The 26,635-nt window shown below is 56.6% G+C and carries 26 protein-coding genes and 1 other annotated feature; of the genes, 11 read left to right on the forward strand and 15 right to left on the reverse strand.

The window, feature by feature from the left end; all coding sequences use genetic code 11:
* Window positions 1–90: 90 nt before the first annotated feature.
* Together ibpB and ibpA are read right to left on the reverse strand one after the other, a co-directional pair.
* Window positions 91–519, reverse strand: coding sequence for a small heat shock chaperone IbpB (ibpB, locus tag ACMWL8_RS17150; protein WP_028014943.1), 429 nt, complete (start codon window positions 517–519; stop codon window positions 91–93).
* 138 nt (window positions 520–657) lie between these two features.
* Complete coding sequence (ibpA, locus tag ACMWL8_RS17155) at window positions 658–1,068, reverse strand: small heat shock chaperone IbpA (protein ID WP_008500162.1); 411 nt, start codon at window positions 1,066–1,068, stop codon at window positions 658–660.
* Window positions 1,062–1,133, reverse strand: a sequence feature (ROSE (Repression Of Heat Shock gene Expression) occurs in the 5'-region of heat shock genes and acts as an RNA thermometer to modulate expression.). Its footprint overlaps the gene before it by 7 nt.
* Before the next feature lie 250 nt (window positions 1,134–1,383).
* On the opposite strand from ibpA, the gene ACMWL8_RS17160 reads away from it, so the two are divergent.
* Window positions 1,384–1,716, forward strand: a complete 333-nt coding sequence (locus ACMWL8_RS17160; RefSeq protein ID WP_014881914.1) for a YceK/YidQ family lipoprotein — start codon at window positions 1,384–1,386, stop codon at window positions 1,714–1,716.
* Here ACMWL8_RS17160 and ACMWL8_RS17165 read toward each other — a convergent pair.
* From ACMWL8_RS17165 to ACMWL8_RS17200, 8 genes are all read right to left on the reverse strand, one after another.
* A complete protein-coding gene (locus ACMWL8_RS17165) occupies window positions 1,713–2,942 on the reverse strand; it encodes a DUF3748 domain-containing protein (RefSeq protein ID WP_182034536.1) in 1,230 nt (409 codons plus the stop codon). The two genes, ACMWL8_RS17160 and ACMWL8_RS17165, sit on opposite strands and share 4 nt — an antisense overlap.
* Before the next feature lie 51 nt (window positions 2,943–2,993).
* Window positions 2,994–4,331: an MFS transporter gene (locus ACMWL8_RS17170; RefSeq protein WP_080351061.1), complete on the reverse strand. Its 1,338-nt coding sequence runs from the start codon at window positions 4,329–4,331 to the stop codon at window positions 2,994–2,996.
* A gap of 78 nt (window positions 4,332–4,409) precedes the next feature.
* Window positions 4,410–5,558, reverse strand: a complete 1,149-nt coding sequence (dgoD, locus tag ACMWL8_RS17175; protein WP_028014940.1) for a galactonate dehydratase — start codon at window positions 5,556–5,558, stop codon at window positions 4,410–4,412.
* Window positions 5,555–6,172, reverse strand: coding sequence for a 2-dehydro-3-deoxy-6-phosphogalactonate aldolase (locus ACMWL8_RS17180; RefSeq protein ID WP_045260844.1), 618 nt, complete (start codon window positions 6,170–6,172; stop codon window positions 5,555–5,557). The genes dgoD and ACMWL8_RS17180 overlap by 4 nt, the downstream gene beginning before the upstream one ends.
* Window positions 6,156–7,034 carry a 2-dehydro-3-deoxygalactonokinase gene (locus ACMWL8_RS17185; RefSeq protein WP_045260845.1) on the reverse strand — a complete coding sequence of 293 codons (879 nt, stop codon included), beginning with the start codon at window positions 7,032–7,034 and terminating at the stop codon, window positions 6,156–6,158. The genes ACMWL8_RS17180 and ACMWL8_RS17185 overlap by 17 nt, the downstream gene beginning before the upstream one ends.
* Window positions 7,031–7,720: a D-galactonate utilization transcriptional regulator DgoR gene (dgoR, locus tag ACMWL8_RS17190; RefSeq protein WP_003861109.1), complete on the reverse strand. Its 690-nt coding sequence runs from the start codon at window positions 7,718–7,720 to the stop codon at window positions 7,031–7,033. The genes ACMWL8_RS17185 and dgoR overlap by 4 nt, the downstream gene beginning before the upstream one ends.
* A gap of 226 nt (window positions 7,721–7,946) precedes the next feature.
* Window positions 7,947–8,759 (reverse strand): sugar-phosphatase, encoded by an 813-nt coding sequence (gene yidA / locus ACMWL8_RS17195; protein ID WP_045260846.1) that lies wholly within the window; start codon window positions 8,757–8,759, stop codon window positions 7,947–7,949.
* Window positions 8,760–8,874: 115 nt separating this feature from the next.
* Complete coding sequence (locus tag ACMWL8_RS17200; RefSeq protein ID WP_045260847.1) at window positions 8,875–9,900, reverse strand: zinc-dependent alcohol dehydrogenase family protein; 1,026 nt, start codon at window positions 9,898–9,900, stop codon at window positions 8,875–8,877.
* Window positions 9,901–10,009: 109 nt separating this feature from the next.
* On the opposite strand from ACMWL8_RS17200, the gene ACMWL8_RS17205 reads away from it, so the two are divergent.
* Window positions 10,010–10,945 carry a LysR family transcriptional regulator gene (locus ACMWL8_RS17205; protein ID WP_045260848.1) on the forward strand — a complete coding sequence of 312 codons (936 nt, stop codon included), beginning with the start codon at window positions 10,010–10,012 and terminating at the stop codon, window positions 10,943–10,945.
* A gap of 34 nt (window positions 10,946–10,979) precedes the next feature.
* On the opposite strand, the gene gyrB is transcribed toward ACMWL8_RS17205, so the two are convergent.
* The 4 genes from gyrB to dnaA are packed head-to-tail and all read right to left on the reverse strand — an operon-like array spanning window position 10,980 to window position 16,992.
* Entirely contained in the window at window positions 10,980–13,391 is a 2,412-nt protein-coding gene (gene gyrB, locus ACMWL8_RS17210) for a DNA topoisomerase (ATP-hydrolyzing) subunit B (protein ID WP_045260849.1), read from the reverse strand.
* A 28-nt stretch (window positions 13,392–13,419) separates the two neighbouring features.
* Entirely contained in the window at window positions 13,420–14,493 is a 1,074-nt protein-coding gene (gene recF / locus ACMWL8_RS17215; RefSeq protein WP_045260850.1) for a DNA replication/repair protein RecF, read from the reverse strand.
* Window positions 14,493–15,593 (reverse strand): DNA polymerase III subunit beta, encoded by a 1,101-nt coding sequence (gene dnaN, locus ACMWL8_RS17220; protein ID WP_008500170.1) that lies wholly within the window; start codon window positions 15,591–15,593, stop codon window positions 14,493–14,495. Before dnaN ends, recF begins: the two co-directional genes overlap by 1 nt.
* A gap of 4 nt (window positions 15,594–15,597) precedes the next feature.
* Window positions 15,598–16,992, reverse strand: a complete 1,395-nt coding sequence (gene dnaA / locus ACMWL8_RS17225) for a chromosomal replication initiator protein DnaA (protein WP_032644944.1) — start codon at window positions 16,990–16,992, stop codon at window positions 15,598–15,600.
* A 599-nt stretch (window positions 16,993–17,591) separates the two neighbouring features.
* Here dnaA and rpmH point away from each other — a divergent pair.
* From rpmH to ACMWL8_RS17270, 9 genes are all read left to right on the forward strand, one after another.
* A complete protein-coding gene (gene rpmH, locus ACMWL8_RS17230) occupies window positions 17,592–17,732 on the forward strand; it encodes a 50S ribosomal protein L34 (protein WP_000831330.1) in 141 nt (46 codons plus the stop codon).
* Window positions 17,733–17,748: 16 nt separating this feature from the next.
* On the forward strand, window positions 17,749–18,108 hold the full coding sequence (rnpA, locus tag ACMWL8_RS17235; protein WP_014072458.1) for a ribonuclease P protein component: 360 nt from the start codon (window positions 17,749–17,751) through the stop codon (window positions 18,106–18,108).
* Entirely contained in the window at window positions 18,072–18,329 is a 258-nt protein-coding gene (gene yidD / locus ACMWL8_RS17240) for a membrane protein insertion efficiency factor YidD (RefSeq protein ID WP_001307474.1), read from the forward strand. The genes rnpA and yidD overlap by 37 nt, the downstream gene beginning before the upstream one ends.
* 2 nt (window positions 18,330–18,331) lie before the next feature.
* Window positions 18,332–19,975 carry a membrane protein insertase YidC gene (yidC, locus tag ACMWL8_RS17245; RefSeq protein ID WP_028014931.1) on the forward strand — a complete coding sequence of 548 codons (1,644 nt, stop codon included), beginning with the start codon at window positions 18,332–18,334 and terminating at the stop codon, window positions 19,973–19,975.
* Between the two features lie 72 nt (window positions 19,976–20,047).
* A complete protein-coding gene (gene mnmE, locus ACMWL8_RS17250) occupies window positions 20,048–21,412 on the forward strand; it encodes a tRNA uridine-5-carboxymethylaminomethyl(34) synthesis GTPase MnmE (protein WP_028014930.1) in 1,365 nt (454 codons plus the stop codon).
* Window positions 21,413–21,523: 111 nt separating this feature from the next.
* On the forward strand, window positions 21,524–22,699 hold the full coding sequence (locus ACMWL8_RS17255; RefSeq protein WP_045260851.1) for an MFS transporter: 1,176 nt from the start codon (window positions 21,524–21,526) through the stop codon (window positions 22,697–22,699).
* On the forward strand, window positions 22,668–23,639 hold the full coding sequence (gene yidZ / locus ACMWL8_RS17260; protein WP_045260852.1) for an HTH-type transcriptional regulator YidZ: 972 nt from the start codon (window positions 22,668–22,670) through the stop codon (window positions 23,637–23,639). Before ACMWL8_RS17255 ends, yidZ begins: the two co-directional genes overlap by 32 nt.
* Window positions 23,640–23,761: 122 nt before the next feature.
* Window positions 23,762–24,508, forward strand: a complete 747-nt coding sequence (locus ACMWL8_RS17265) for a 4'-phosphopantetheinyl transferase family protein (RefSeq protein WP_045260853.1) — start codon at window positions 23,762–23,764, stop codon at window positions 24,506–24,508.
* 36 nt (window positions 24,509–24,544) lie between these two features.
* Window positions 24,545–25,111 (forward strand): NADPH-dependent FMN reductase, encoded by a 567-nt coding sequence (locus tag ACMWL8_RS17270; protein ID WP_003861147.1) that lies wholly within the window; start codon window positions 24,545–24,547, stop codon window positions 25,109–25,111.
* 91 nt (window positions 25,112–25,202) lie between these two features.
* On the opposite strand, the gene adeP is transcribed toward ACMWL8_RS17270, so the two are convergent.
* A complete protein-coding gene (adeP, locus tag ACMWL8_RS17275) occupies window positions 25,203–26,540 on the reverse strand; it encodes an adenine permease AdeP (protein WP_028014926.1) in 1,338 nt (445 codons plus the stop codon).
* Window positions 26,541–26,635: the final 95 nt, after the last annotated feature.

Consider the following 26,635-nt stretch of genomic DNA (forward strand, 5'->3'; position numbering starts at 1 on the left):
TTTCTCAGAGCCGGATGCGGTTGTATGGGCGATGGCGCACAAAAAAGCCCTGCCGGGGCAGGGCTTTGTGCAGTCTGTGAGTAAAGCGGATTAGCTGTTCAACGCCGGCCGCTCGCTAATGGCGATACGCTGCGGCGCGATGGCTTCCGGCACGTTACGGATAAGATCGATATGCAGCAGCCCGTTGGTAAACGTCGCACCGGACACTTCCATATGGTCTGCCAGGGTAAAGCTCAGGCTAAACGGCTGATTAACCAGACCCTGATGCAGCCACCGGGTTTCGGTCTCTTGTTTTTCCGGCGTACCCTTCACGGTCAGGCGCGCGCCTTCGAGCTGGATATCCAGATCTTCCTGGCGGAACCCGGCCAGCGCAAGGGTGATGCGATAGTGGTTATCGTCGCTTTTTTCGATGTTGTACGGCGGAAATGTCTGTTGCTCGGTGGTGCTTTGCAGGGCATTAGCCAGTTTGTCAAAACCAATCCACTGACGCAGCAGGGGGGATAAATCGTAGTTACGCATACTAAATCTCCTTCTGAGAAGCGAGTTCGGCACAGTTTAATTTTGTGCACAGTTGTTCCTGCAAATCCTGATGGATTCGCATATGCTCCCGTTACGGCAAGCAAGTCCGGGTGGGCCGCTCGCGCGCGACCCGCGTAATTAGTTAATTTCGATACGGCGCGGTTTTTTCTCTTCCGGAATCACGCGTTCCAGTTCGATAAACAGCAGGCCGTTAACCAGGTTCGCGCCTTTAACGTGAATGTTCTCGGCTAACTGGAACTTGCGTTCAAAGTTGCGCTCGGCGATGCCCTGGTAAAGGTAGGTACGTTCTTTCTGCTCGGCCGTATGAGAACCTTTCACCACCAGCAGGTTGTCCTGCGCGGTGATTTCCAGCTCGTTTTCTGCAAAACCGGCGACGGCAATGGCGATGCGGTAGTGGTTTTCGTCAACCAGCTCAACATTGTATGGAGGGTAGCCGTTGCTCTGGCTTTGGTTATTTTCTAAATGGTTAAACAGGCGGTCAAAACCAATTGCAGAACGGTATAGCGGAGAAAGATCGAAGTTACGCATAGATAATACTCCTGAAATCAGCGAGAAATTGTAGCCTTCCACCATGGACAGGCCTTTGCGCCCCCGAGCACCCATCAGGCGTGTTCGTTATCGGGTCACATTCTTAAAATGGGTCTGGAATCGGGCTTTTCAAGACTATTTAGGCGAGATTTTTTTGCACTTTGCTGGTTGTCGCATAGACTCTGGGACAACAGCACAAAGGGTTAAATTGCGATGGCTGCCACAGTGCGGGGTTATCGGGCTATTCATTTCGGATAAGGCTCGCTATAACCCTGAGTTGCAGGTCTATGCAGTGCCATTAACGATGACTGAGTGATGATGAAAAATGTTCTGATAAAGCTGACGACGTTCAGCGGGGTGGTTTTACTTTGCGGGTGTTCGAGCGTGATGTCTCACACCGGCGGTAAAGAAGGAACATATCCGGGGACGCGCGCCAGCGCGGCGATGATCTCCGATGACGATACGAACTGGGGCACCAAATCCCTGGTTATCCTGGATATGCCCTTTACAGCAGTGGCGGATACGCTTCTGCTGCCGTGGGATGTATTCCGTAAGGACGATTCCGTGCGCTCACGGGTAGAGAAAAGCGAGCAGGAAAATCTGGCGACAAACGCCGTTATCCCGCCCGCCGAGATGCCGCCGCGCTAGTCCTTCGCGGTTTCCGTTACCCAAAGCTGACGGAAACCGCCCGTCTCTTGCATCCACGCAATAAAGCGCCCGTCCGGGGAAAACACGACCGCATCAGCAGACGGCGGATTGCCGTGATCGGACGTCAAAAACGTCACTTCTCCAGTCTTCGCGTCACAGCAGGCGATTCGGTTTTCAAGCACAAATCCCAGCATGTTCCCGGAAGGGTGCCAGTTAAACGCAGACTGAATACCGCTCCCGGTGCGCGTCAACTGGCGCGGTTCGCCGCCCTCAGGAGAGATCAGCCACAGCTGCACAATGCCGTTATCATCCCGCATCAGAAACGCGATTTGCGTCCCCTGGGGGTTACTGCGCACCCAGTGACGCGGCACGTTCACCAGACCCGGGTAGGCCCTCTGGTGGGTAAAGGTCAGACGACGCTGCTTCACCCCGGCAGGCGGCGCTGGCAGGGTGTCTGGGGTGCCCTGCAGCGGCGCATCGCCCGCTCGTTTCCAGCCCTGCTCGTCTTCTGGCAGGTTAACAATAAACAGTTCAGGCACTTTTTCGCCCTGCGCGGAGAGGGTGTCGCCGATAAATGCCAGCCTGTTGTTGCCCACCCAGCCCTCTTCGTAGGCGCGGTTAATTTCATCGCTGCCCGGCTGCGGGTTGGGTGTTGTGCGGCTGACCAGCACGCTCCAGAACGTGCCTGAATATTCACGTGGATGATTCCCCTGCGGGTTCACCGGGCCAAACGGTGCCGCCACGCCGACGTTGCGTAAATCGAGCTTCGGATCGCGCTCATGTAAAACATGGTCGTTATAGGTAAAGCTGACGAACTGCCCGTTCGGGCTAAAGACGTGCACGTGGCTGCCGCCGCGCAGCGCGCCTGCGGTATAAGGCGCGGTGATATCCATCGCGTCCAGGTTGCTCACCTGACCGTGATGCACAATCACACCCTGACGATGATGAAAATCGTAGTGCCAGTCAGCATCCGGGTTTTTCGGACCGTGGATAAAGACGTATGTGTCCTGTGCCGGATGAACGGTCACCACGCCGACATGCGCGCCGTCAGTAGCGCGATAAACCACCTCCACCTCGCCCGTAACGACGTTGACCTGCTCAACGGTTTCGCCGGTAAATGACGCGCCTGACGGGCGCACGTCGTAGACCAGCCACTGGCTGTCCGGCGTCCAGGTATTGATGTTGGTCAGCTGGTGGTTGCGGGAGGTGAAGGTGATTTGTTTCATGAGGATACCCTGATGCACGGTGAGTGCATCAGGGTAAAACATCCGCAGGGATTAGCCTACTCGTTTCACATCGCCCACCAGCAGGATGTAGGAGAGTGCCCCGATCAGCGCCACGGCAGAGATGTAGACCAGCGCCGGGCCGAAGCCGTAGTCCTGCGCCAGGTAGCCGATGACCAGCGGTACGGTGATCCCGCCCAGTCCGCCGACAAAGTTGAACACACCGCCGGTCAGGCCAATCAGCCGCATCGGCGCAAGGGACGACACCAGCGACCAGGTGATAGAGGCGAAACCGTTACCAAAGAACGCCACCGCCATCAGGGCCATAATCCACACCGGATCGTTGGTGTAGTTGGCACCCATGATGCAGGTTGAGATCAGCAAGCCGCAGATAATCGGCGTTTTACGCGCCACGCCCAGCGAGTATCCTTTTTTCACCAGCTTATCGGCCAGCCAGCCGGAGAGCAGCACGCCGAAAAATGCGGCGAGGAACGGCACGGTGGTCATAAAGCCCGCCTTTAGCGCCGCGATCCCCTTTTCCTGGGTCAGGTAGTTCGGGAACCAGGTGAGGAAGAACCACAGCGTAGAAGTAACCGCGAACTGACCCAGATAAACGCCCACCAGCTTACGGTGGAAGACCAGCTTCCAGTCCGCTTTGGTCAGCGGCTGGCGCGCCTCTTTTTTCACCGGCGCATCACCATCCACCAGACCGCCACCGTCGCGGATGTAGTCCAGCTCGGCCCTGGTGATACTTTTGGTCAGACGCGGCGGCTGGTAGACCTTGAACCAGATTAGCGACCAGATAATGCCAATCCCGCCGGTGACGATGAACACCCAGTGCCAGCTCAGCAGCTCCTGGATCCAGATCAGCAGCGGCGTCAGGAACGCCAGTCCGACAAACTGGCCAGAGGTGTAAAAACCAACGGCGGACGCGCGCTCGTGTTCCGGGAACCAGCTGGTCACCATACGGTTGTTGGTCGGAAACGCGGGCGCTTCGAAAACCCCGGTGATGGCACGCAGGCCAATCAGCGAAATCAGCCCGGTGGCGAAGCCCTGGAATAGGGTCGCCACGGACCAGCCTAATATGGCGATAAAGTAGGTCAGACGTGAACCCACGCGGTCAAGAAACCAGCCGCCGGGGATCTGGCATAAGGTATACAACCAGGCAAACGCCGAGAAGACGTAGCCCATTTCCGCTTTGGTGATGCCAAACTCTTCCTGAATATGGGCCGATGCCACGGCAAGGTTGGCGCGGTCGACATAGCAAATGACCACGGTAATAAAGATCATCATCAGCGTCAGGTAGCGGCGACGCCCGATTTTTGTAGCGGTAACTGGAATATCCATCGCAATCTGTCTCCAGATTTTGGGCATAGCGAAGCCGCTCACCATGCCCTGTAATTTACAGAGGGTTATATTTTTGTATGTATGATTTTTGCCCAGAGGCTTACCGGGTCTACGGGATGGCGATTACCATTCCGCTACGCTGCCGTCCTCATGACGCCACAGCGGGTTTCGCCAGTCCGGCGCATTCTTACTCAGCTCAATGACTTTAGCTTCGTCAATTTCCACGCCAAGGCCCGGCTTCGTAAGCGGTTTAAAGAAACCGCCTTCCATGCAGAAGTCTTCTTTATTTTTCACAAAATCGAGCAGTTCCGCGCCCTTGTTATAGTGAATCCCCATGCTCTGTTCCTGGAACACCGCATTGCGGGAGACGAAGTCGACGTGCAGGCAGGCCGCCAGCGCGATTGGGCCGAGCGGGCAGTGCGGCGCCAGCGCCACATCGTAAGCTTCTGCCATCCCGGCAATTTTGTAGCATTCGGTGATGCCGCCCGCATGAGAAAGGTCCGGCTGTAGGATCGCTATGCCGCCCGCTTCAAGTACGCGTTTAAACTCGAAGCGCGAGAACATACGTTCACCCGCCGCGATAGGAATGTGGGTCTGTTCAGCCAGCTTCGGATAGTACTCCGCCTGCTCGGCCAGCACCGGCTCTTCGATAAACAGCGGGCGATACGGCTCCAGCTCTTTAATCAGCACTTTGGCCATCGGAGCGCTGACGCGGCCGTGGAAATCCAGGCCAAACTCAATCTCGTTGCCGAAGGCTTCACGAATTTGCGCCACGGTATTGACCGCCCGGTCTACCGCACGCGAATTGTCGATAACACCCATCTCTTCGCAGCCGTTGAGCTTGAAGGTGTCAAAGCCGATATTGCGCAACTGCGTGATGCCGTCGATCACTTCCGCAGGACGGTCGCCGCCTACCCAGCTGTAGGCTTTGATTTTGTCGCGCACCAGGCCGCCCATAAGCTGCCAGACCGGTGCGTTAAGCACTTTACCTTTGATATCCCACAGCGCCTGGTCTATACCGGCGATGGCGCTCATCAGGATCGGACCACCGCGGTAGAAGCCCGCGCGGTACATCACCTGCCACAGGTCGTTAATGCGCGCCGGATCCTGACCAATCAGGTATTCGCCCAGCTCGTGTACTGCCGCTTCAACGGTGCGCGCGCGCCCTTCAATCACCGGTTCGCCCCAGCCTACAACCCCTTCATCGGTTTCGATTTTCAGGAACATCCAGCGGGGGGGTAAACGGTACGTGGTGAGTTTGGTTATTTTCATTTCACTGCCTCTCGATACGCTTTCACAAATGCTGCCGCCTGCTGTGCGGTACGTTCCACGGACTGTCCGGCACGATAAAGATCGCTACCCAACCCTGCGCCCACACAGCCAGCGCTCATCCACTGGCCCAGGTTTTCTGGCGTTACGCCGCCCACGGCAAAGACCGGCACGCTGGCGGGCAATACCGCTTTCAACGCCTTGATGTAGTCCGGTCCAAAAGCCGATGACGGGAAAATTTTGAGCGACTGCGCGCCCGCATCAAGGGCAGTAAAGGCTTCCGTGGCGGTGGCGCAGCCCGGGCAGACCGTCATGCCGTAACCCACCGCGCGGCGGATCACCTCAGGCTGAATATTGGGCGTGACGATAAGCCTGCAGCCCATCTTTGCCAGCCGATCGACCTGCTCAGGCTGTAACACGGTGCCTGCGCCAATCAGCGCCTTATCGCCGTAAACCTCCACCACGGTCGGAATGCTTTTTTCCCAGTCGGGCGAGTTGAGCGGGATTTCTACCGCGTCGAATCCGGCGTCGATAACCGCGCCGACGTGGTCTAACGCCTCATTGGGCGTGATGCCGCGCAAAATCGCGATAAGGGGAAGATCAGTTTGCCACTGCATGAGCGATGCTCCTTATTCCTGCCTGAAATGCCGTGTCGCCAGATACCGTCGAAACATCACGCCCAACGGCGCGAAATGCCTGTTCGTAGCGCGACGTTAGCGATGCGCCTGCGACAATCGTAATGGCCTGTTCGTGCGCGATGAACTCACGCATGCTGGCGACCTCTGCGCCAATCAGCAGGCCGGAGAGAAACTCGCTGACCTGCTCGCGCGGGAGAAGTCCCAGCACGTGCGAGGCGCGAACCTCAAAAAGCTGCGGCAACACATCAGGGGAGGCGATCCCACGTTCAAGCCCGGCGGCAAACGCCTCTGACGAGGATTCCTGCTCAGGTAAACCGGCCCCGACCAGCGAATGGTTGAGCAGCAAATGGTGCAGCTCGCCGGTCATTACGGTGCGAAAATCGTGGATTTGCTCAGCGTCAGCCTGGACCCACTTACAGTGCGTGCCGGGCATGACGTAGACAGAAGAAGGAGAGAGAGCGCGCGCGCCAAGCAGCTGTGTCTCTTCGCCGCGCATCACGTTGTGGTTATCGTCGCGAGAGACGCTCAAACCGGGAATAATCCAGATATTGTCGCCAACAGACGTTAACTGCTCGCCAATAGCGGAGAAATGGACGGGAACCGGCAGATAAGGTGCAATTTTCCAGCCTACGTTACTGCCCACCATTCCCGCCATTACCACCGGCATGGCGCTGTCGCGCCAGTTTTGTGTGACCTCTGCTAACACCGCCTCGGGGGATTTACCGTTCAGGCGCGTCACGCCTGCTTCTGATTGCCTGCTCTCCAGGCACTGCTCGCCCTGATAGAGCCAGGCGCGCAGATTGGTCGATCCCCAGTCAATTGCGATGTAGCGAGATGTCATGTGATTTCCTTCAGCCTTCGTGTCGAGCTGGCAATCATGGTAAGCGCCGCCTGCTCTGCCGCATCGCCGTCCTGATGCCGTATCGCATCGAACAGCGCTTTATGTTCCTGGAGCGTTTTTGGCATATTGGCCTCATCACCCATCCAGGTACGTTCAAATACCGCTCGCTGTAGCGAGCTGATCGCCACGCTAAGCTGCTGTAATACCGGGTTATGCACCGACTGCAGCACCGCTTCGTGGTAGCGAATGTCCGCCTCGTTGAACGCCTCCCGGTTCTGGTTATTGGCGATCATGTCGTTTAAAGCCGATTCAATCTGGGCCAAATCACCGGAGGTCGCGCGTTCCGCCGCCCAGCGCGCAATTGCTGGCTCCACCAGGTTTCGAACTTCACTCATCGCGCCGATAAGCCGCGGGTCGTAGTCGTTTTCCAGCACCCACTGCAGCACGTCGGTATCGAGGTAGTTCCACTGGTTGCGCGGAGCAACAAACGCGCCGCGATAGCGCTTCATTTCAATCAGCCGCTTCGCCATCAGCGAGCGGAACACTTCCCGGATGATGTTGCGCGAGGTTTCAAACTCCTCGCACAGTTCAGCCTCTGCGGGGAGCGGCGAACCGGGAACGTATTTACCGCCCACAATCTGGGTGCCCAGCGTAATAACGATGCGATCGGTTTTATTGAGAGTCATGGAGAGTCCTTGTGCTCTGTATGTCCATCACTACTTTACCGCGACCGCTGAATTTCGCCTCACTTTTGCAGTACAAACGTGAGGCCATTCGTCTTTTCCGTGGTGACAATGTAGTACAATCAGTTAATGTTGTACTACAATCAAGATCACAAAAAGAACAATTCGATAAATACAGGGCAAAAAAAAGCCCCGGTTGATAACCGGGGCTGATGATTAAAAATAAGCGTTACTGCAGCACAAACTTCTCGATCGCGTAGGCAACGCCGTCTTCGAGGTTGGATTTGGTGACGAAATTAGCCACCTCTTTCACCGACGGAATGGCGTTATCCATTGCCACGCCAACGCCCGCGAATTCAATCATCGCGATGTCGTTTTCCTGGTCGCCGAGCGCCATGATTTCTTCCTGCTTAATCCCTAACGCATCAGCAAGCGATTTCACGCCGGTGCCCTTATTGACGCGTTTATCGAGGATTTCGAGGAAGTACGGCGCACTTTTCAGCACGGTGTACTTCTCTTTTACCTCCGCCGGAATGCGCGCGATGGCTTTATCCAGGATCTCCGGCTCGTCGATCATCATCACCTTCAGGAACTGCGTCGCCGGATCCATTTTCTCGGCTTCACAGAACACCAGCGGAATGGTCGCAACGTAGGATTCATGCACCGTGTAGTAGCTGATATCGCGGTTGGCGGTGTAGAGCGTATTGCGATCGAGCGCGTGGAAGTGGGAGCCCACTTCACGGGACAGTTTTTCGAGGAACAGGTAGTCATCATAGCTCAGCGCAGTTTGCGCAACCGTGCTGCCGTCTGTGGCATTCTGCACCAGCGCGCCGTTATAGGTGATGCAGTAATCGCCCGGCTGATTCATGTGCAGCTCTTTCAGGTAGCTGTGTACGCCCGCATACGGACGCCCCGTGGTCAGAACCACATTCACGCCCTTCGCTCGTGCGGCGGCGATCGCGTTTTTAACGGCAGGAGAGATAGTGTGGTCTGGCAGCAGCAGCGTGCCGTCCATATCGATTGCAATGAGTTTGATAGCCATGAGTTCCCCGGGATAAATGAGTGCTGCCTCATGCTAACGCGATTAAGCACACAAAAATAGAGCTACATTGCGCAACAGAAACACCCCTTTTACGCTTAACCCGGGGAACGACGACTTACTCGCGGGTGAGAACGATTTTACCGAATGCGCCGCGATCCAGATGTTCAAGGGCCTGTTCAAGCTCGTTAAAACGGTAGCGATGCTCAATCACCGGCTTCAGTCCCGTGACGTCAACAGCGCGGACCAAATCCTCCAGCGCCCGGCGGTGCCCCACGCCAATCCCCTGGATGACGGGGGATTTCAGCAGCAGCTCGCCAGCAGGCAGCGAAATGTCAGTCCCGGCCAGCACGCCAATGACGGAGATACGCCCGTGAACGGCAACGGCACGCAGGGAATGCTTCAGGTTTTCCCCTCCTACGGTTTCGATAATATGGTCGATGCCGCGATCCTGAGTCAGCGCCAATGCTTCTTCAGCCCAGTCACTTTTCAGGCGGTTAACGCCCTGGCTGGCACCCAGTTTTTTGGCGAGCGCCAGCTTTTCATCGCTCCCGGACGTGACAATAACCTCTGCGCCGTGCGCTTTTGCAATTTGCAGGGCGAAAATCGCCACACCGCCCGTCCCCTGTACCAGCACCGATTGCCCGGCGCGTAGCTGACCCCGCTCCACCAGCGCGAACCAGGCGGTAAGCCCTGCGCAGGGTAACGTGCTGGCCTCTGCGTCATTCAGAGTTTCCGGAAAGGCCACCAGCGCGTTTTCACTCACAATCACATATTCAGCCAGCATGCCCTGGAAGTATCCACCGGACGTTTTGTAGGGCAAATCACGCGCGTCTGCCTGCGGCTTGCCTTCAATCCACTCCGGGAAGAAGGTTGAAATGACGCGAGCGCCAGGTTTGAAACGCGCGACACCTTCACCTACGCTGTCCACCACACCCGCCATGTCAGACGCCGGGGTGAACGGGAAGGAAAGCGGAATCGGCATCGTGCCTTCGATAACCATTTTATCGCGATAGTTGAGCGCAACGGCATTTACCCGTACGCGAACCTCACCCGGGCCTGGCTGTGGAACCGATTCGTGAATGAGTTTGAGATTCTCGCGCCCGAGGGCGTTCATTGACCAGCGCTGCATTGTCTCTGTCATTTTTTTCTCCTGCCATCAGATAAGCTTCAGTAATGACAGTCTACCGTTGACTCCTCGTCACCAGTGGCGATAAGTTTTCTCTTCATTGACGCATGAATGGATACAAACCGTGACCGATACGCTGAAAGATATTCCTGTTTTTGTCGCTGCCGTGGAGGCAGGAAGCTTTGCGCAGGCCGCAGTTCGCCTGCACCTGTCGCGCTCTGCGGTGGGTAAAAGCATTGCTCGACTTGAGGAACGTCTGGGAGTGCGGCTGTTTCAGCGCACCACCCGCAGCCAGCGGCTCACCGATAACGGCGCCCTATTCTACGAGCGCTGCCTGCGCGCGCTGGAGGAGATCAGGAGCGCGGAATCCCTGCTGGAAACGGGGAAACATCAGATCAACGGTCGGCTTCGTGTTGCCATGCCGGTGCTGTTTGGACGCCAGTGCGTCGCGCCGCTGCTGATTGAACTGGCACAGGAACACCCTGGGCTTGAGCTTGAAATGTCGTTCAGCGACCGCGTGGTGGATCTGGTCGAGGAAGGCTTCGATATGGCGGTACGTAACGGCACGCTGCAGGACAGCAGCGTGCTGGTGGCCAGAAAGCTGGGAGAACACCGCATGGTCCTGTGCGCCTCGCCCGACTATCTGCAAAAAAGAGGTCATCCAGACGCTGTGGATGATTTATCCCTGCACGCCGCCATTAACTATCTGCGCGCAGGCCGCGTGCTATCCTGGCAGCTTATGGACAGCGACGGAACGCCGCGCACGTTTACGCCGCGGTCATCACTCAATATGGATGATTTGCAGGCCATCTGCGACGCGGCGGTGACCGGGCACGGCATTGCCTGGCTCCCCTGCTGGATGGCCATCAAAGAAATTCATCAGGGAAAGCTCGTCCCGCTCTTTAAGCAGGCGCCGGATGTCCATTTTGACGTCCATGCCGTCTGGCAACAGACGCCGTACCTGCCCCTGAGGGTAAGAATGGCCATAGATGCGCTGGCGAGCCGTTTACCGGCGGTGATGTCGCTGGACATTCCTGCGCCCATAAAAAAGCCGCGCTAAAAGCGCGGCCAGTTTTCATGCGGGATAGCGACTGTTAAATATCGATATTCGCCGCTTTCAGCGCGTTCTCTTCAATGAACGCACGACGTGGTTCTACCGCATCGCCCATCAGGGTGGTGAACAGCTGATCCGCAGCAATCGCGTCTTTAACGGTGACGCGCAGCATGCGACGGCTTTCCGGATCCATGGTGGTTTCCCACAGCTGATCCGGGTTCATTTCGCCCAGACCTTTATAACGCTGGATAGACAGACCGCGACGGGATTCTTTCACCAGCCAGTCCAGCGCCTGCTCGAAGCTTGCTACCGGCTGACGACGCTCGCCACGTTCGATGAAGGCATCGTCTTCGATCAGGCCGCGCAGCTTCTCGCCGAGGGTGCAGATACGGCGGTATTCCGGGCCGGTCACGAATTCGTGCTCCAGCGGGTAGTCGGTGTCGACGCCGTGAGTACGCACGCGAACAATCGGCTCAAACTGCTGTGCCGCATTCTGTTGAACGTCGAACTTCCACTGGCTGCCGTGCTGCTCTTTCTCGTTCAGCTCGCTCACCAGGGTATTCACCCAGCGGGTCACGGCCTGCTCGTTGTTCAGATCGGCTTCGGTCAGGGTTGGCTGATAGACCAGCTCCTTCAGCAGCGCTTTTGGATAGCGGCGTTCCATACGGCCAATCATTTTCTGCGTGGCGTTGAACTCGGAGACCAGACGCTCCAGCGGCTCGCCTGCCAGTGCCGGCGCGCTGGAATTCGCGTGCAGGGTCGCGCCATCAAGGGCGATCGCGATTTGGTACTGATCCATCGCATCGTCATCTTTAATGTACTGTTCCTGCTTGCCTTTCTTCACCTTGTACAGCGGCGGCTGCGCAATGTAGACGTGGCCACGCTCAACGATTTCAGGCATCTGACGATAGAAGAAGGTCAACAGCAGCGTACGGATGTGCGAGCCGTCGACGTCCGCATCGGTCATGATGATGATGCTGTGATAGCGCAGCTTGTCCGGGTTGTACTCGTCGCGGCCAATGCCGCAGCCGAGCGCGGTGATGAGCGTCGCCACTTCCTGAGAAGAGAGCATCTTGTCGAAGCGCGCTTTCTCAACGTTGAGGATTTTACCCTTCAGCGGCAGGATCGCCTGGTTCTTGCGGTTACGGCCCTGCTTCGCAGAACCGCCCGCGGAGTCCCCTTCCACGAGGTACAGTTCAGACAGTGCCGGGTCGCGTTCCTGACAGTCAGCCAGCTTGCCCGGCAGGCCTGCCAGGTCCAGCGCGCCTTTACGACGGGTCATTTCACGGGCTTTACGCGCTGCTTCACGAGCACGTGCCGCATCGATAATTTTGCCCACCACGATTTTCGCATCGTTCGGGTTTTCCAGCAGGTATTCGCTCAGCAGTTCGTTCATCTGCTGCTCAACCGCCGATTTCACCTCAGAAGAAACCAGCTTGTCTTTGGTCTGTGAGGAGAACTTCGGATCCGGCACCTTCACGGAAACCACGGCAATCAGGCCTTCACGGGCGTCGTCACCGGTGGCGCTGACTTTCGCTTTTTTGCTGTAGCCTTCTTTGTCCATGTAGGCGTTCAGGGTACGGGTCATCGCCGCGCGGAAGCCCGCTAGGTGAGTACCGCCGTCGCGCTGCGGAATGTTGTTGGTAAAGCAGTAGATGTTTTCCTGGAAACCGTCGTTCCACTGCAGCGCCACTTCCACGCCAATACCGTCTTTTTCGGTGGAGAAATAGAAGATATTCGGGTGAATTGGCGTTTTGTTCTTGTTCAGATACTCAACAAACGCCTTGATACCGCCTTCGTAGTGGAAGTGGTCTTCTTTGTTGTCACGCTTGTCGCGCAGGCGAATAGAGACGCCGGAGTTCAGGAACGACAGTTCACGCAGGCGCTTCGCCAGGATGTCGTACTCGAATTCAGTGACGTTGGTGAAGGTTTCAAGACTCGGCCAGAAACGCACCATGGTACCGGTTTTATCGGTATCACCGGTAACGGCCAGCGGGGCTTCAGGCACACCGTGCTGATAGATCTGACGGTGAATTTTGCCTTCGCGCTGAATAACCAGCTCCAGCTTTTGCGACAGGGCGTTTACTACGGAAACGCCTACGCCGTGCAGGCCGCCGGAAACCTTATAGGAGTTATCATCGAACTTACCGCCTGCGTGCAGTACGGTCATGATCACTTCCGCAGCCGATACGCCCTCTTCCGGGTGAATACCGGTCGGGATGCCACGGCCGTCATCGGTAACGGAGACGGAGTTGTCCGCATGGATGGTGACCACGATGTCTTTACAGTGACCCGCGAGCGCTTCGTCGATAGCGTTATCTACCACCTCGAATACCATGTGGTGCAGACCGGTGCCGTCATCCGTGTCGCCGATATACATACCCGGGCGCTTACGCACCGCATCCAGCCCTTTCAGGACTTTGATACTGGAGGAGTCATAAGAATTCGACATCAACGTTTCTCGCTCATTTCAACTTGGGTTAATCCGTTATTTTACCCTTTTCCACGGTAAACATCTTCGAATTTTCGTCCGACATGTCCATAACGTGTTCAGCGCTAATGGCGCTGACGAAAACCTGCGACTGCGTGGCTTTTAAGCGGCTGGCAAGCAGCCCGCGCCGCGCGTCGTCAAGTTCCGAGGCAAAATCATCTATCAGATACAGGCAGCGTCGTCCGCTCTCGCGGGTGAGGAACTCCCCCTGCGCCAGGCGTAGCGCGCACATCAGGAGCTTGAGCTGCCCGCGCGACAGCGTGTCTTCCACCGGCGCACCGTCGGCACGAATGCGGAAATCCGCCTTGTGCGGGCCGTGCGCGGTGTAGGTCAACATCCGATCGCGCTCGAAGCTTCTCTCTAACACCTCGGCATAATCCGTCTCTTTCTCCCAGCCACGCTGGAAGGAGAAGGTGAGAGAGAACTCGGGTAAAAACTGTTTGCAGGTGTCGGCCATATCTTCGGCGATACCCGCGCTGTATTCGGCACGCCAGCGGCTGATCTGTTCCGCAAGAGGGATGAGTTCCATGTCCCACGGACGCAGCTGGGCGTAGCGCGTGACCTGGCGCAACGCGGCGTTACGCTGTTTAAGCAGACGCTTCAGGTTGCTCCAGGCGTTAAAGAAACCGGCTTCATTGTGAAAGCATCCCCAGTCGAGGAACGCTCTTCTGTATTTGGGGCCGCCGTTGAGTAAAGTAAACCCCTCGGGCGTAATCAGCTGCATTGGCATCAGCAGCGCCAGCTCCGCCACCTTATGGCCGTCAGTGCCGTCGATGCGCACCTTGCTATCGCCCTGCTTGTCTTTGGTCAGGCCGATGGCGGTTTCCCGCTCTGCGCCCTGCAAACGCCCGTGCAGAACAAAGGATTCTTGCTCGTGGCGAATGACGCGACCAATCTGCAAACTGCGAAACGCCCGGCCATGGCCGAGCGTATAGATGGCTTCCAGCACGCTGGTTTTGCCGCTGCCGTTCGCGCCAACCAGGAAGTTAAAGCCGGGGGATAAAGCGAGATCCGCGCTTTCAATATTGCGAAAGTCGCGGATCAACAGACGGGTGAGCGACATTACAGTCTCATTGGCATGACAACATAAGCCGCGCTTTGGCTGGCCGCATCTTCAATCTGTACGCTCGAAACGGAGTCGGTCAGCAGAATGCGCACATTCTCGCATTTCAGTGCATTGAGCACATCCAGCACGTAGCTGACGTTGAAGCCGATTTCCATCTCAGCCCCGGCGTAGGTGACGTCCAGAATCTCTTCTGCCTCTTCCTGCTCCGGGTTGTTGGCGGTGATTTTGATCTGGTTTTCACTCACGTACAGGCGCACGCCGCGGAATTTCTCGTTCGAGAGAATGGCCGCGCGGGCAAACGCCTGCTTGAGGCTATCGCAGCCCGCTTCCAGGGTTTTGTCCGGGTTCTTCGGCAATACGCGGCGATAATCCGGGAAACGGCCATCAACCAGCTTCGAAGTGAAGACAAAATCGCCCACGTGGGCACGGATGTTATTGCTGCCAATCTGCACCCGCAGCGGCGTGTCACCGCCGTCGAGCATACGCATCAGTTCAATCACGCCTTTACGCGGCACGATCACCGAATGGTTCGGCAGCGAGTCGCCAATCGGCATGGAACAGACCGCCAGACGGTGACCGTCGGTGGCGACGGTACGCAGCTCTTCACCTTCGGTTTCGAACAGCATGCCGTTTAAGTAGTAACGAACGTCCTGATGCGCCATGGAGAACTGCGTGGCTTCAATCAGACGCTTCATCGTCGCCTGCGGAAGAGTGAATTCAACTTCACTCTGCCAGTCGTCCAGGTTCGGGAAGTCCGCAGCGGGCAGCGTGGAGAGCGAGAAACGGCTGCGGCCAGAGCGCACCAGCATGCGGTCGCCCTCCAGCTGCACGGCGATTTCAGCGCCTTCCGGCAACCCGCGGCAAATATCAAAGAATTTACGTGCCGGAACCGTGGTCGCGCCCGCGTCGTGCGGCTGCGTCAACGTAACGCGCGCGATCATTTCCATTTCCAGATCTGTACCGGTCAGCGACAGCGTACCGTCCGCGACCTGAAGCAGCAGGTTTCCGAGAATAGGCAGCGTTGGGCGGCCGCCTAATGGGCCACTCACCTGTTGCAGCGGTTTTAATAAATGTTCACGTTCAACGGTAAATTTCATAGCGTCACGATGATAATGTTCTGATTAGATTGGAAAAATCTTCTTTTATGTCGTGGCTTTCTTCGCGTAACTGCTCAATCTTGCGACAGGCGTGCAGCACGGTCGTATGGTCACGGCCACCAAACGCATCGCCGATTTCCGGCAGACTGTGGTTGGTTAACTCCTTTGCCAGCGCCATCGCCATCTGACGCGGACGCGCCACCGAGCGGGAACGACGTTTAGACAGTAAATCTGCCACTTTGATCTTGTAGTACTCAGCCACCGTCTTTTGAATATTGTCGATGGTGACCAGTTTTTCCTGCAATGCCAACAAATCGCGCAGTGCTTCACGCACAAAATCGATGGTGATCGCACGACCGGTGAAGTTGGCATTGGCGATAACGCGGTTCAGCGCCCCTTCCAGCTCACGCACGTTGGAGCGCAGGCGCTTGGCGATGAAGAACGCCACTTCACCCGGCAGGCGGATGTCGTTCTCATCGGCTTTCTTCATCAGGATCGCGACGCGGGTTTCCAGCTCAGGTGGCTCGATCGCCACGGTGAGGCCCCAGCCGAAGCGGGATTTCAGACGATCTTCAACGCCGTTGATCTCTTTAGGATAACGATCCGAGGTCAAAATGATCTGCTGATTACCTTCCAGCAGGGCGTTGAAGGTGTGGAAAAATTCTTCCTGCGATCGTTCTTTATTGGCAAAGAACTGGATGTCATCGATCAGCAGCGCGTCAACGGAACGGTAGTAGCGTTTAAACTCTTCGATCGCATTGTTTTGCAGGGCTTTTACCATGTCCTGAACGAAGCGCTCGGAGTGCATATACACCACTTTCGCGTTGGGCTTGCGCGCCATAATGCCGTTACCTACCGCATGCAGCAGGTGGGTTTTACCGAGACCCGTGCCGCCATACAGGAACAGCGGGTTGTAAGCACCGCCGGGGTTATCGGCAACCTGACGGGCTGCCGCGCGCGCCAGCTGGTTCGACTTACCTTCAACGAAGTTATCGAACGTGTGTTTCACGTTAACGTTAGAGCGGTAGGTTGGCTCTGCGGGGGCAGGGACGTTATCCCAGCCCTGACGAGCAGGTGCAACGCGAGGCGCCGGAGCCGGAACAGCCTGAGCGGGCGCGGCTACATTTACGGTTTCACGAACGGTTTGGGTGACCGGCTTTGTGCCCACTTCAAAACGCAGCTGTGGGACATCTGACCCGCAAAAATCGTTCAGCAGGCCATTGATGTTATTGAGGTACTTGTCTCTTACCCAATCGAGCACAAAACGGTTTGGCGCATACAAAGCCAGCGTGTTATCGCTCAGCTCCGCCTGCAACGGGCGGATCCACATACTGAATTCTGTGGCTGGTAACTCATCCTGCAATCGGGCAAGACACTGCTGCCAAAGCGAAAGTGACACGGCGGACTCCACTCGAACAATAAAAGAAAACTATTGAATATTCATGATTGTTGGCGCACATCGACATGACCCTGTGTAAAGGGGGACGTGCGAATTGCTATCTGCAATTTATCCTGACCAGGATCCTGGGATCCCGATCGGGACCGCGGATCATAGCGTAAACTGAGCCAGAGATCTTCTGTTTCTCACAGATTCTTCCCGATTTATCCACAGGAAGATCCGAAACCGGGTAAGTGTAAACGATCCTGGCGCGAGTGCCCCGCGATTTAGCCCGCATATTGGAAAATTTAATGAGCAGCGACAATTTATTGCTTAAATGATCTAACGAAGATCCGGGACGATCCTTGCGCTTTGTTGGCGAGGCCGTATAATCCTCGACCCGGCGCGTGATGCTCATCTTCCTGCGTCGTCCGTTGCTCATTTTCCACGCGAAATCGTGCGGAAATACGCGGGAAATAAGGAAAGAGAATTGACTCCGGAGTGTACAATTATTACAATCCGGCCTCTTTAATCACCCACGGCTTCGGCGTCCGTCATTCGAAACTCGGTCGGGCATCCGCAAAAGTCATGAATTTTTTCAAGTTTAGGTAGAAATCGCCATGAAACGCACTTTTCAACCGTCTGTACTGAAGCGCAACCGTTCTCACGGCTTCCGTGCTCGTATGGCTACTAAAAATGGTCGTCAGGTTCTGGCACGTCGTCGTGCTAAAGGCCGCGCTCGTCTGACCGTTTCCAAGTAATAAAGCTAACCCCTGAGTGGTTAAGCTAGCATTTCCCAGGGAGTTACGTTTGTTAACTCCCACTCATTTCACTTTCGTCTTCCAGCAGCCACAACGGGCTGGCACGCCGCAAATCACCATCCTCGGCCGCCAAAATTCGCTGGGGCATCCCCGCATCGGTCTCACAGTCGCTAAGAAAAACGTTAAGCGTGCGCATGAACGCAACCGGATTAAACGTCTGACGCGTGAAAGCTTCCGTTTACGTCAGCACGAACTGCCTTCTATGGATTTCGTGGTGGTGGCTAAAAAGGGGGTTGCCGACCTCGATAACCGTGCTCTCTCGGAAGCGTTGGAAAAATTATGGCGCCGCCACTGTCGCCTGGCTCACGGGTCCTGATAGCCCTCATTCGGGTCTATCAACGCCTGATTAGTCCGCTACTCGGGCCGCACTGCCGTTTCACACCAACATGCTCAAGCTACGGAATTGAGGCATTGCGCAGGTTTGGAGTGATAAAAGGCAGTTGGTTGACGGTGAAACGCGTATTAAAATGCCACCCTTTACACCCCGGTGGAGACGACCCCGTCCCCCCAGGACCTTTTGATACCAGAGAACACTAACGATGGATTCGCAACGCAATCTTCTTATCATCGCTTTGTTGTTCGTGTCTTTCATGATCTGGCAGGCATGGGAGCAGGATAAAAATCCTCAACCCCAGCAGCAGACCACGCAGACCACGACCACCGCAGCGGGTAGCGCCGCCGACCAGGGCGTACCGGCCAGTGGCCAGGGGAAACAGATTACGGTTAAGACCGATGTGCTTGAGCTGACTATCAACACCCGTGGTGGTGATGTTGAGCAGGCGCTGCTGTTGACCTACCCGAAAGAGCTGAAGTCTAACGAACCGTTCCAGTTACTGGAAACCACACCGGAGTTCCTGTATCAGGCGCAGAGCGGCCTGACCGGTCGTGATGGCCCGGACAACCCGGCTAACGGTGCGCGTCCACTGTATAACGTCGAGAACGACACCTTTGTACTGGCCGATGGCCAGAACGAACTCGTTATCCCGATGACCTACACCGACGCGGCAGGCAACACCTTCACCAAAACCTTCACCCTGAAACGCGGTGAGTATGCGGTGAACGTGGGCTACAGCGTACAGAACGCCGGTGCGAAACCGCTGGAACTGTCTACCTTCGGTCAGCTGAAGCAGTCCATCAATCTGCCGTCACACCGTGACACCGGAAGCAGCAACTTTGCGCTGCATACCTTCCGTGGCGCGGCGTACTCCACGCCTGATGCGAAGTACGAGAAATACAAATTCGACACCATTGCCGATAACGAAAACCTGAACGTCAGCTCCAAAGGCGGTTGGGTCGCAATGCTGCAGCAGTATTTCGCGACCGCGTGGATCCCGAATAACGACGGTACGAATAACTTCTACACCGCGAACCTGGGCAACGGTATTGCAGCCATCGGCTACAAATCACAGCCTGTTCTGGTTCAGCCGGGTCAAACCGGTAAGCTGGCAAGCACCCTGTGGGTCGGCCCGGAAATTCAGGACAAAATGGCCGCTGTTGCGCCGCACCTGGATCTGACCGTGGATTACGGTTGGTTGTGGTTCATCTCTCAGCCGCTGTTTAAGCTGCTGAAGTTCATCCACAGCTTCCTGGGTAACTGGGGCTTCTCCATCATCGTTATCACCTTCATCGTGCGTGGCATCATGTACCCGCTGACCAAAGCGCAGTACACCTCCATGGCGAAGATGCGCATGCTGCAGCCGAAGATTCAGGCGATGCGTGAGCGTCTGGGCGATGATAAACAGCGTCAGAGCCAGGAGATGATGGCCCTGTATAAGGCAGAGAAAGTGAACCCACTGGGTGGTTGCTTCCCGCTGCTGATTCAGATGCCAATCTTCCTTGCGCTGTACTACATGCTGATGGGTTCCGTTGAGCTGCGCCACGCGCCGTTCGCTCTGTGGATCCATGACCTGTCCGCACAGGACCCGTACTACATCCTGCCGATCCTGATGGGCGTGACGATGTTCTTCATCCAGAAGATGTCGCCAACCACCGTGACCGACCCGATGCAGCAGAAGATCATGACCTTTATGCCGGTTATCTTCACCGTGTTCTTCCTGTGGTTCCCGTCAGGTCTGGTGCTGTACTATATCGTCAGCAACCTGGTGACCATCATCCAGCAGCAGCTGATTTACCGTGGTCTGGAAAAACGTGGCCTGCATAGCCGCGAAAAGAAAAAGTCCTGATTCGGTAAGATAACGCTAAAATAAGGGCGGTCGATTGACCGCCTTTTTTATTTGTATTGAACGAGAGCAACCATGAGCCATAACGACACTATCGTCGCCCAGGCAACCCCACCGGGACGCGGTGGTGTAGGCATTCTGCGCATCTCCGGCCTGAAGGCGCGCGAGGTGGCTGAAGCGGTGCTGGGTAAATTGCCAAAGCCGCGCTACGCTGATTACCTGCCGTTTAAAGATGCCGACGGCACGCCGCTGGACCAGGGCATTGCGCTGTGGTTCCCCGGCCCGAACTCCTTTACCGGCGAAGACGTGCTGGAACTTCAGGGCCACGGCGGCCCGGTTATCCTCGACCTGCTGTTAAAACGTATCCTGACCCTGCCGGGCCTGCGCATTGCGAAGCCGGGCGAATTCTCCGAGCGTGCCTTCCTGAACGACAAGCTCGACCTGGCGCAGGCCGAGGCGATTGCAGACCTGATCGACGCCAGCTCTGAACAGGCGGCCCGCTCCGCCCTGAACTCGCTGCAGGGCGCGTTTTCCGCACGTGTGAATCACCTTGTGGAAGCACTTACTCACCTGCGAATCTATGTCGAAGCGGCTATCGACTTCCCGGACGAGGAAATCGACTTCCTCTCTGACGGCAAAATCGAAGCCCAGCTGAACCAGGTGATGAGCGATCTGGATGCCGTCCGCGCCGAAGCGCGTCAGGGCAGCCTGCTGCGTGAAGGGATGAAGGTCGTCATTGCTGGTCGCCCTAACGCCGGGAAATCGAGCCTGCTGAACGCCCTGGCGGGCCGTGAAGCGGCGATCGTCACCGACATAGCCGGGACCACCCGCGACGTGCTGCGCGAGCACATCCATATCGACGGGATGCCGCTGCACATTATCGACACCGCGGGCCTGCGCGATGCGAGCGATGAAGTCGAGCGTATCGGTATCGAGCGCGCCTGGCAGGAGATTGAGCAGGCCGACCGCGTGCTGTTTATGGTGGACGGCACAACGACCGACGCCGTTGACCCGGCGGAGATCTGGCCGGACTTTATCGCCCGTCTGCCGGCCAAACTGCCGATCACCGTAGTGCGCAACAAGGCGGACGTGACCGGCGAAACGCTGGGCATCAGCGATGTGAATGGTCACTCACTTATTCGCCTTTCGGCACGTACAGGGGAAGGCGTGGAAGCCCTGCGTAACCATCTCAAGCAGAGCATGGGCTTTGATACCAGCATGGAAGGCGGCTTCCTGGCGCGTCGCCGTCACCTGCAGGCGCTGGAAGAGGCGGCACGCCATCTTGACCAGGGCAAAGCGCAGCTGATTGGTGCGTGGGCGGGTGAACTGCTGGCGGAAGAGTTGCGTCTGGCGCAGCAGAATCTGAGCGAGATCACCGGGGAGTTTACGTCGGACGATCTGTTGGGCAGGATTTTCTCGAGCTTCTGTATTGGTAAATAGTTTCCGCTAATTGATGGTGATTTCCTCTCAGGAAATCACCATTGTCCAAATGGCAACTCGCTTTAACCCTTTTCACCCCCTATTCTGCATGCCTGCATTTATGGGGGGTTTATGGCGCGTTTTCTGTTTTGTAGTTTCGCATTAGTTCTGCTTTATCCGTCGGGTATTGATATGTATCTGGTGGGATTACCGCACATCGCCCGCGATCTGGGTGCCAGCGAAGCGCAGCTGCATATCGCGTTTTCGGCCTACCTCGCAGGAATGGCGTCGTCGATGGTCTTTGCCGGGAAGATCGCGGATAAGGCTGGCCGTCAACCCGTCGCAATAACCGGAGCCATCATCTTTGCCCTGGCCTCTCTTCTCTGCTCACAGGCACAGAACAGCACCTTGTTCCTGGCAGGACGGTTCATCCAGGGCATTGGTGCCGGCGGCTGTTACGTGGTGGCGTTTGCTATTTTGCGCGACACCTTAAGCGCCCAGCGCCGTGCTAAGGTGCTCTCCATGCTGAACGGGATAACCTGCATCATTCCGGTGCTGGCACCGGTTGTAGGCTATCTGATCATGCTGAAATTCCCGTGGCAGAGCCTGTTCTGGACCATGGCTGCAATGGGCGCCCTGGTCTTTGTGCTGTCGATCGCCGTACTGAAAGAGACCCACCCGGGCTCGCAGAATCCCAGCCATACCGCGACCATTCATCCGGCAGAGAAACTTCTCAATCGCTTTTTCCTCAGCCGTCTGGCCGTAACCACGTTAAGCGTGGCGGTGATCCTGACGTATGTAAACGTTTCCCCGGTTTTGCTGATGGAGACTATGGGTTTCGATCGCGGTGAGTATTCCACGGTAATGGCATTAACCGCTATGGTCAGTATGGCCGTCTCATTTTCTACCCCCTTCGCGCTGAATATCTTCCGCCAGCGCACGCTGATGCTGACCTCTCAAGTACTGTTTCTCGCCGCAGGTGTGGTTCTGGCAACCACCAGCTCGCATGCGCTGATGCTGGTGGGCATTACGCTCATCTGTGCCGGGTTCTCGGTTGGCTTTGGCGTGGCGATGAGTCAGGCGCTTGGCCCGTTCTCGCTGCGGGCAGGCGTGGCAAGCTCGGTGTTGGGGATCGCGCAGGTCTGCGGCTCGTCTCTGTGGATATGGCTGGCGGCGGTCATCGGACTTAACGCGCTCAATATGCTGATCGGGATTCTGATTGGCTGTAGCATAGTCTGCATCACCTTACTTATGGTCATCCAGCCCGCGGCACAGTATGAAGAAGCCCATCAGCAGTCTCGATCTTAACCTGTTGCTTTGCCTGCAGCTTTTGCTGCAGGAGCGCAGCGTCACCAAAGCCGCAAAGCGGATGAACGTGACGCCGTCGGCGGTGAGTAAATCGCTGGCCAGGCTGCGCGACTGGTTTGACGACCCGCTGTTTGTCAAAACGCCGTTAGGGCTGCTGCCCACGCCGCTGACGGTCAGCCTGGAGCAGGATTTGGCCGACTGGATGCAGATCGGCAACCAGATCCTCGATAAATCTCACCATGATTCGCCTGGCGGGCTGACGTTTGTGCTGGCCGCCGAAACGCCGCTGATGCTCATCCGCTTTAACGCCCTGCTTGAGCAGGTGAACCAGCGTTATCCGCAGGCGACGATGAAGATGCGTCACTGGGATTACGACTCGCTGGACGCCATTACGCGCGGGGAAGTGGACGTTGGCTTCACCGGCCGCGAAACCCACCCGCGCTCGCGTGAACTGCTGAAGCTGATGCCGTGGTTTATCGACTACGAAATCCTGTTTAGCGACCGTCCATACGTCTATTTGCGTGAGGACCACCCCGCTCTGCAGGAGGAGTGGAATCTGGAGACCTTCCTGCGCTATCCCCATATCAGTATCTTCTGGGAACGGAGCGACACCTGGGCGCTGGATGAGGTGCTAAAAGAGATGGGGCGGGAGAGAAACATTGCTATGTGTTTGCCGGGCTTTGAGCAGTCGATGTTTATGGCGGCGCAGCCCGGCCATAACTATATCGCCACGGCTCCCCACTACTGCCGCCACTACAATGAACTCCACCAGCGGAAGCTGATCGCGCTTCCTATTCCCATTGACGAAGCGCAGGCTGAAAAGCTGACCGTTCCCTTCACGCTGATCTGGCATAAACGGAACAGCCATAATCCGAAAATCCTCTGGCTGCGGGAGACCATCAAGGCGTTGTACGGTGGCAGCGATCCAATTTTTGCCTAAGAAAATGTAAAGTTCGGCCTTCAGGCTTCTCTTACTCCGATTTACTGATTAAAACAGGAGTCAAGTTAAGCGATAATCATGTAACCGTTTAACCGATTACGACCATTATCAAGGAGCGAAAAATGGCAACGCACTTTGCAAGAGGGATACTTACAGAAGGACGTCTCGTATCGGCCAGACTCTCTTCAGCCTGTCACAGTGAGGCGCTCAAACTCCCCGAACACCGCAGGACGCGGTTTTTAGCCTCGAGAGCACTTCTCGCAGAACTGCTGTTTATGCTGTACGGCACCGGCGAACTCCCGGAGATCGTCACGCAACCAGAAGGCCGCCCGGTCTTTGCTGACCCGGAACTCCCCCGTTTTTCCATTGCCTATACGGGCAATATCATTGGGGTCGCGCTGACCACCGAAGGGGATTGCGGGCTCGACATGGAACTTCAGCGCGCGACGCGCAGCTTCCATGGCGCTAATGCGCATGAAGACTATCCGCTCTCCAGCAATGAGAAGCTGTGGGTACGCAACCAGAACGATCCTGTCGAAGCCAGAGCCCAGCTCATTACCCTGCGCCAGAGCATTCGCAAGCTCTGCGGATGCGCCTCAGACGACGCCAGCCTGCTGCAGCTGTTGCCTGGCTCCGGACGTTTGCGCGCCACCCAGGCCACGCTGGTAGAAGCGCTCTGCGACGCAGAGGATGTGCTGATTTGGTCCATCGCGGTGACCCCCGCCATCGAACGCATGAAAATCTGGGAATTTGACAGTCAACAGGGATGGCGTAGCCTTCCTGATGTGCCCGAGCGCGCCAACGAGCCCGCCGCACGCCTGATGCGTTTAACCAGTTTACCGGCAGAAAAAGCATTTACCCATAGCTGATCCAATCAGGGTCATCATGATGAAACAGGAGTAATCATGTCTGATACGTTGAAAGTAGTTACGTTACTGGGAAGCCTGCGCAAAGGTTCATTTAACGGAATGGTTGCCCGCACGCTGCCTCAGCTCGCCCCGGCAGGTATGGAAATTAGCGCCCTGCCATCTATTGGCGATATCCCGCTGTATGATGCAGATGTCCAGCAGGAAGAGGGGTTCCCGCAGAGCGTGGAGGCGATAGCCGAGCAGATCCGCCAGGCCGACGGTGTGGTCATTGTTACGCCGGAGTATAACTACTCGGTTCCGGGTGGCCTGAAGAACGCGATTGACTGGTTATCCCGTCTACCGGAGCAGCCGCTGTCTGGCAAACCGGTGCTGATCCAGACCAGCTCAATGGGCGCGATTGGTGGCGCCCGCTGCCAGTATCACCTGCGTCAGATCCTGGTGTTCCTGGATGCGATGGTGATGAACAAGCCGGAATTTATGGGCGGTGTGATTCAAAACAAGGTCGACCCGCAGACGGGTGAAGTGGTGGATCAGAGCACGCGTGACCATCTCTCTGGCCAGCTGACCGCGTTCGGGGATTATATTAAGCGGGTTAAAGCCTGATAAAAAAGCCCGGTGGCGCTAGCGCTTACCGGGCCTACACTCGTCTGTAGGTCAGGTAAGCGAAGCGCCACCTGACAACACAAACCGCACCTTAGTGCGCGTCAATAAACACAATCTTCAACACAAACAGCAGCGCAACGATAATCACGCACGGGCTGAGTTCGCGGAAGCGGCCGGTACCGATCTTCATCACGCAGTAAGAGATAAAGCCCAGCGCGATACCTTCGGTGATCGAGAAGCTGAACGGCATCATCACGGCAGTAATAAAGGCTGGCACCGCTTCGGTTAAATCTTCCCACTTCACGCGCGCCAGGCTCGACGTCATCAGCACGCCCACGTAAATCAGCGCGCCGGCAGCCGCATACGGTGGAACCATACCCGCCAGCGGAGAGAGGAAGATCACCAGCAGGAACAGGATACCCACCACCACCGCCGTCAGGCCGGTACGGCCACCCACGGACACGCCGGAAGAGGATTCAATGTAAGCGGTAACAGATGAGGTGCCAATGAAAGAACCCGCCACGGAAGAGATGCTGTCCACATACAGCGCCTGCTTCATGCGCGGGAATTTGCCTTTCTCGTCAGCCAGACCCGCTTTGTCCGTCACGCCAATCAGCGTACCGGAGGAGTCAAACAGGTTGACCAGCATGAAGGAGAAGATCACGCCCGCCAGGCCCAGATTCAGGGAACCCGCCAGGTCAACGTGACCAATCACGGTAGAGACGCTCGGCGGCGCAGAGACAATACCGCTGTAATGCACGTCACCCAGCATCCAGCCCAGCAGCGTGGTCACGATGATAGAGACCAGCACCGCAGCGTGGATGTTGCGCGACGCCAGGATCGCGATGATGAAGAAGCCCAGCACGCCCAGCAGCACGCTGTGCGAGGTCAGGTTACCGATGCTCACCAGCGTTTCCGGGTTCGCCACGATCACACCGGCGTTTTTCAGCCCCATCATGCCGATGAACAGACCGATACCGCTGGTGATACCCACGCGCAGGCTCACCGGGATATTGGCAATCATCCAGTAGCGGACGCGGAAGATGGTCAGCAGCAGCAGGCCGACCGCACCCCAGAAGATAGCGCCCATACCAACCTGCCACGGCAGGCCCATCGCCTGAACCACCACGAACGCGAAGAACGCATTCAGGCCCATAGCGGGTGCCAGCGCCACAGGCAGGTTAGCGAAAACGCCCATCAGGATGCTGCCAAGCGCCGCGATCAGACAGGTGGTAACAAAGACGGCGCTGGTATCCATGCCAGCGACGCCCAGAATTTGCGGGTTCACAAAAACGATATAGACCATCGTCAGGAAGGTGGTGAAACCGGCGATCACTTCGGTGCGTGCCGTTGTGCCGTGCTCGCGCAGTTTGAATACACGCTCAAGCAGACCCTGACCAGATGTCTGGGTTGTGTGTTGTTGACTCATCATCAATTTCCGAACAAGGAGGGAAAATTCGTCGCTATCCTATACCAAAATGCGACAATAGTGGCGGTTACGGGATACTTTTTTCATTGATTATG

It is taken from the genome of Enterobacter sp. 04-C-12-SI-ECC (assembly GCF_047530715.1).
In the GTDB taxonomy this organism is placed as follows: domain Bacteria; phylum Pseudomonadota; class Gammaproteobacteria; order Enterobacterales; family Enterobacteriaceae; genus Enterobacter; species Enterobacter bugandensis.

Excerpts from the sequence above, each read along its gene's own strand:
- yidA (WP_045260846.1), bottom strand. The coding sequence starts at position 8,759 with ATGGCTATCAAACTCATTGCAATCGATATGGACGGCACGCTGCTGCTG.
- rpmH (WP_000831330.1), top strand. The coding sequence starts at position 17,592 with ATGAAACGCACTTTTCAACCGTCTGTACTGAAGCGCAACCGTTCTCAC.
- gyrB (WP_045260849.1), bottom strand. The coding sequence starts at position 13,391 with ATGTCGAATTCTTATGACTCCTCCAGTATCAAAGTCCTGAAAGGGCTG.
- ibpA (WP_008500162.1), bottom strand. The coding sequence starts at position 1,068 with ATGCGTAACTTCGATCTTTCTCCGCTATACCGTTCTGCAATTGGTTTT.
- yidD (WP_001307474.1), top strand. The coding sequence starts at position 18,072 with ATGGCGCCGCCACTGTCGCCTGGCTCACGGGTCCTGATAGCCCTCATT.
- ACMWL8_RS17200 (WP_045260847.1), bottom strand. The coding sequence starts at position 9,900 with ATGACAGAGACAATGCAGCGCTGGTCAATGAACGCCCTCGGGCGCGAG.
- ACMWL8_RS17265 (WP_045260853.1), top strand. The coding sequence starts at position 23,762 with ATGGCAACGCACTTTGCAAGAGGGATACTTACAGAAGGACGTCTCGTA.
- dnaN (WP_008500170.1), bottom strand. The coding sequence starts at position 15,593 with ATGAAATTTACCGTTGAACGTGAACATTTATTAAAACCGCTGCAACAG.
- mnmE (WP_028014930.1), top strand. The coding sequence starts at position 20,048 with ATGAGCCATAACGACACTATCGTCGCCCAGGCAACCCCACCGGGACGC.
- dgoR (WP_003861109.1), bottom strand. The coding sequence starts at position 7,720 with ATGACTCTCAATAAAACCGATCGCATCGTTATTACGCTGGGCACCCAG.
- yidZ (WP_045260852.1), top strand. The coding sequence starts at position 22,668 with ATGAAGAAGCCCATCAGCAGTCTCGATCTTAACCTGTTGCTTTGCCTG.
- ACMWL8_RS17165 (WP_182034536.1), bottom strand. The coding sequence starts at position 2,942 with ATGAAACAAATCACCTTCACCTCCCGCAACCACCAGCTGACCAACATC.
- ACMWL8_RS17180 (WP_045260844.1), bottom strand. The coding sequence starts at position 6,172 with ATGCAGTGGCAAACTGATCTTCCCCTTATCGCGATTTTGCGCGGCATC.
- ACMWL8_RS17185 (WP_045260845.1), bottom strand. The coding sequence starts at position 7,034 with ATGACATCTCGCTACATCGCAATTGACTGGGGATCGACCAATCTGCGC.
- yidC (WP_028014931.1), top strand. The coding sequence starts at position 18,332 with ATGGATTCGCAACGCAATCTTCTTATCATCGCTTTGTTGTTCGTGTCT.
- ACMWL8_RS17160 (WP_014881914.1), top strand. The coding sequence starts at position 1,384 with ATGATGAAAAATGTTCTGATAAAGCTGACGACGTTCAGCGGGGTGGTT.
- adeP (WP_028014926.1), bottom strand. The coding sequence starts at position 26,540 with ATGAGTCAACAACACACAACCCAGACATCTGGTCAGGGTCTGCTTGAG.
- recF (WP_045260850.1), bottom strand. The coding sequence starts at position 14,493 with ATGTCGCTCACCCGTCTGTTGATCCGCGACTTTCGCAATATTGAAAGC.
- ibpB (WP_028014943.1), bottom strand. The coding sequence starts at position 519 with ATGCGTAACTACGATTTATCCCCCCTGCTGCGTCAGTGGATTGGTTTT.
- ACMWL8_RS17255 (WP_045260851.1), top strand. The coding sequence starts at position 21,524 with ATGGCGCGTTTTCTGTTTTGTAGTTTCGCATTAGTTCTGCTTTATCCG.
- ACMWL8_RS17170 (WP_080351061.1), bottom strand. The coding sequence starts at position 4,331 with ATGGTGAGCGGCTTCGCTATGCCCAAAATCTGGAGACAGATTGCGATG.
- ACMWL8_RS17270 (WP_003861147.1), top strand. The coding sequence starts at position 24,545 with ATGTCTGATACGTTGAAAGTAGTTACGTTACTGGGAAGCCTGCGCAAA.
- dgoD (WP_028014940.1), bottom strand. The coding sequence starts at position 5,558 with ATGAAAATAACCAAACTCACCACGTACCGTTTACCCCCCCGCTGGATG.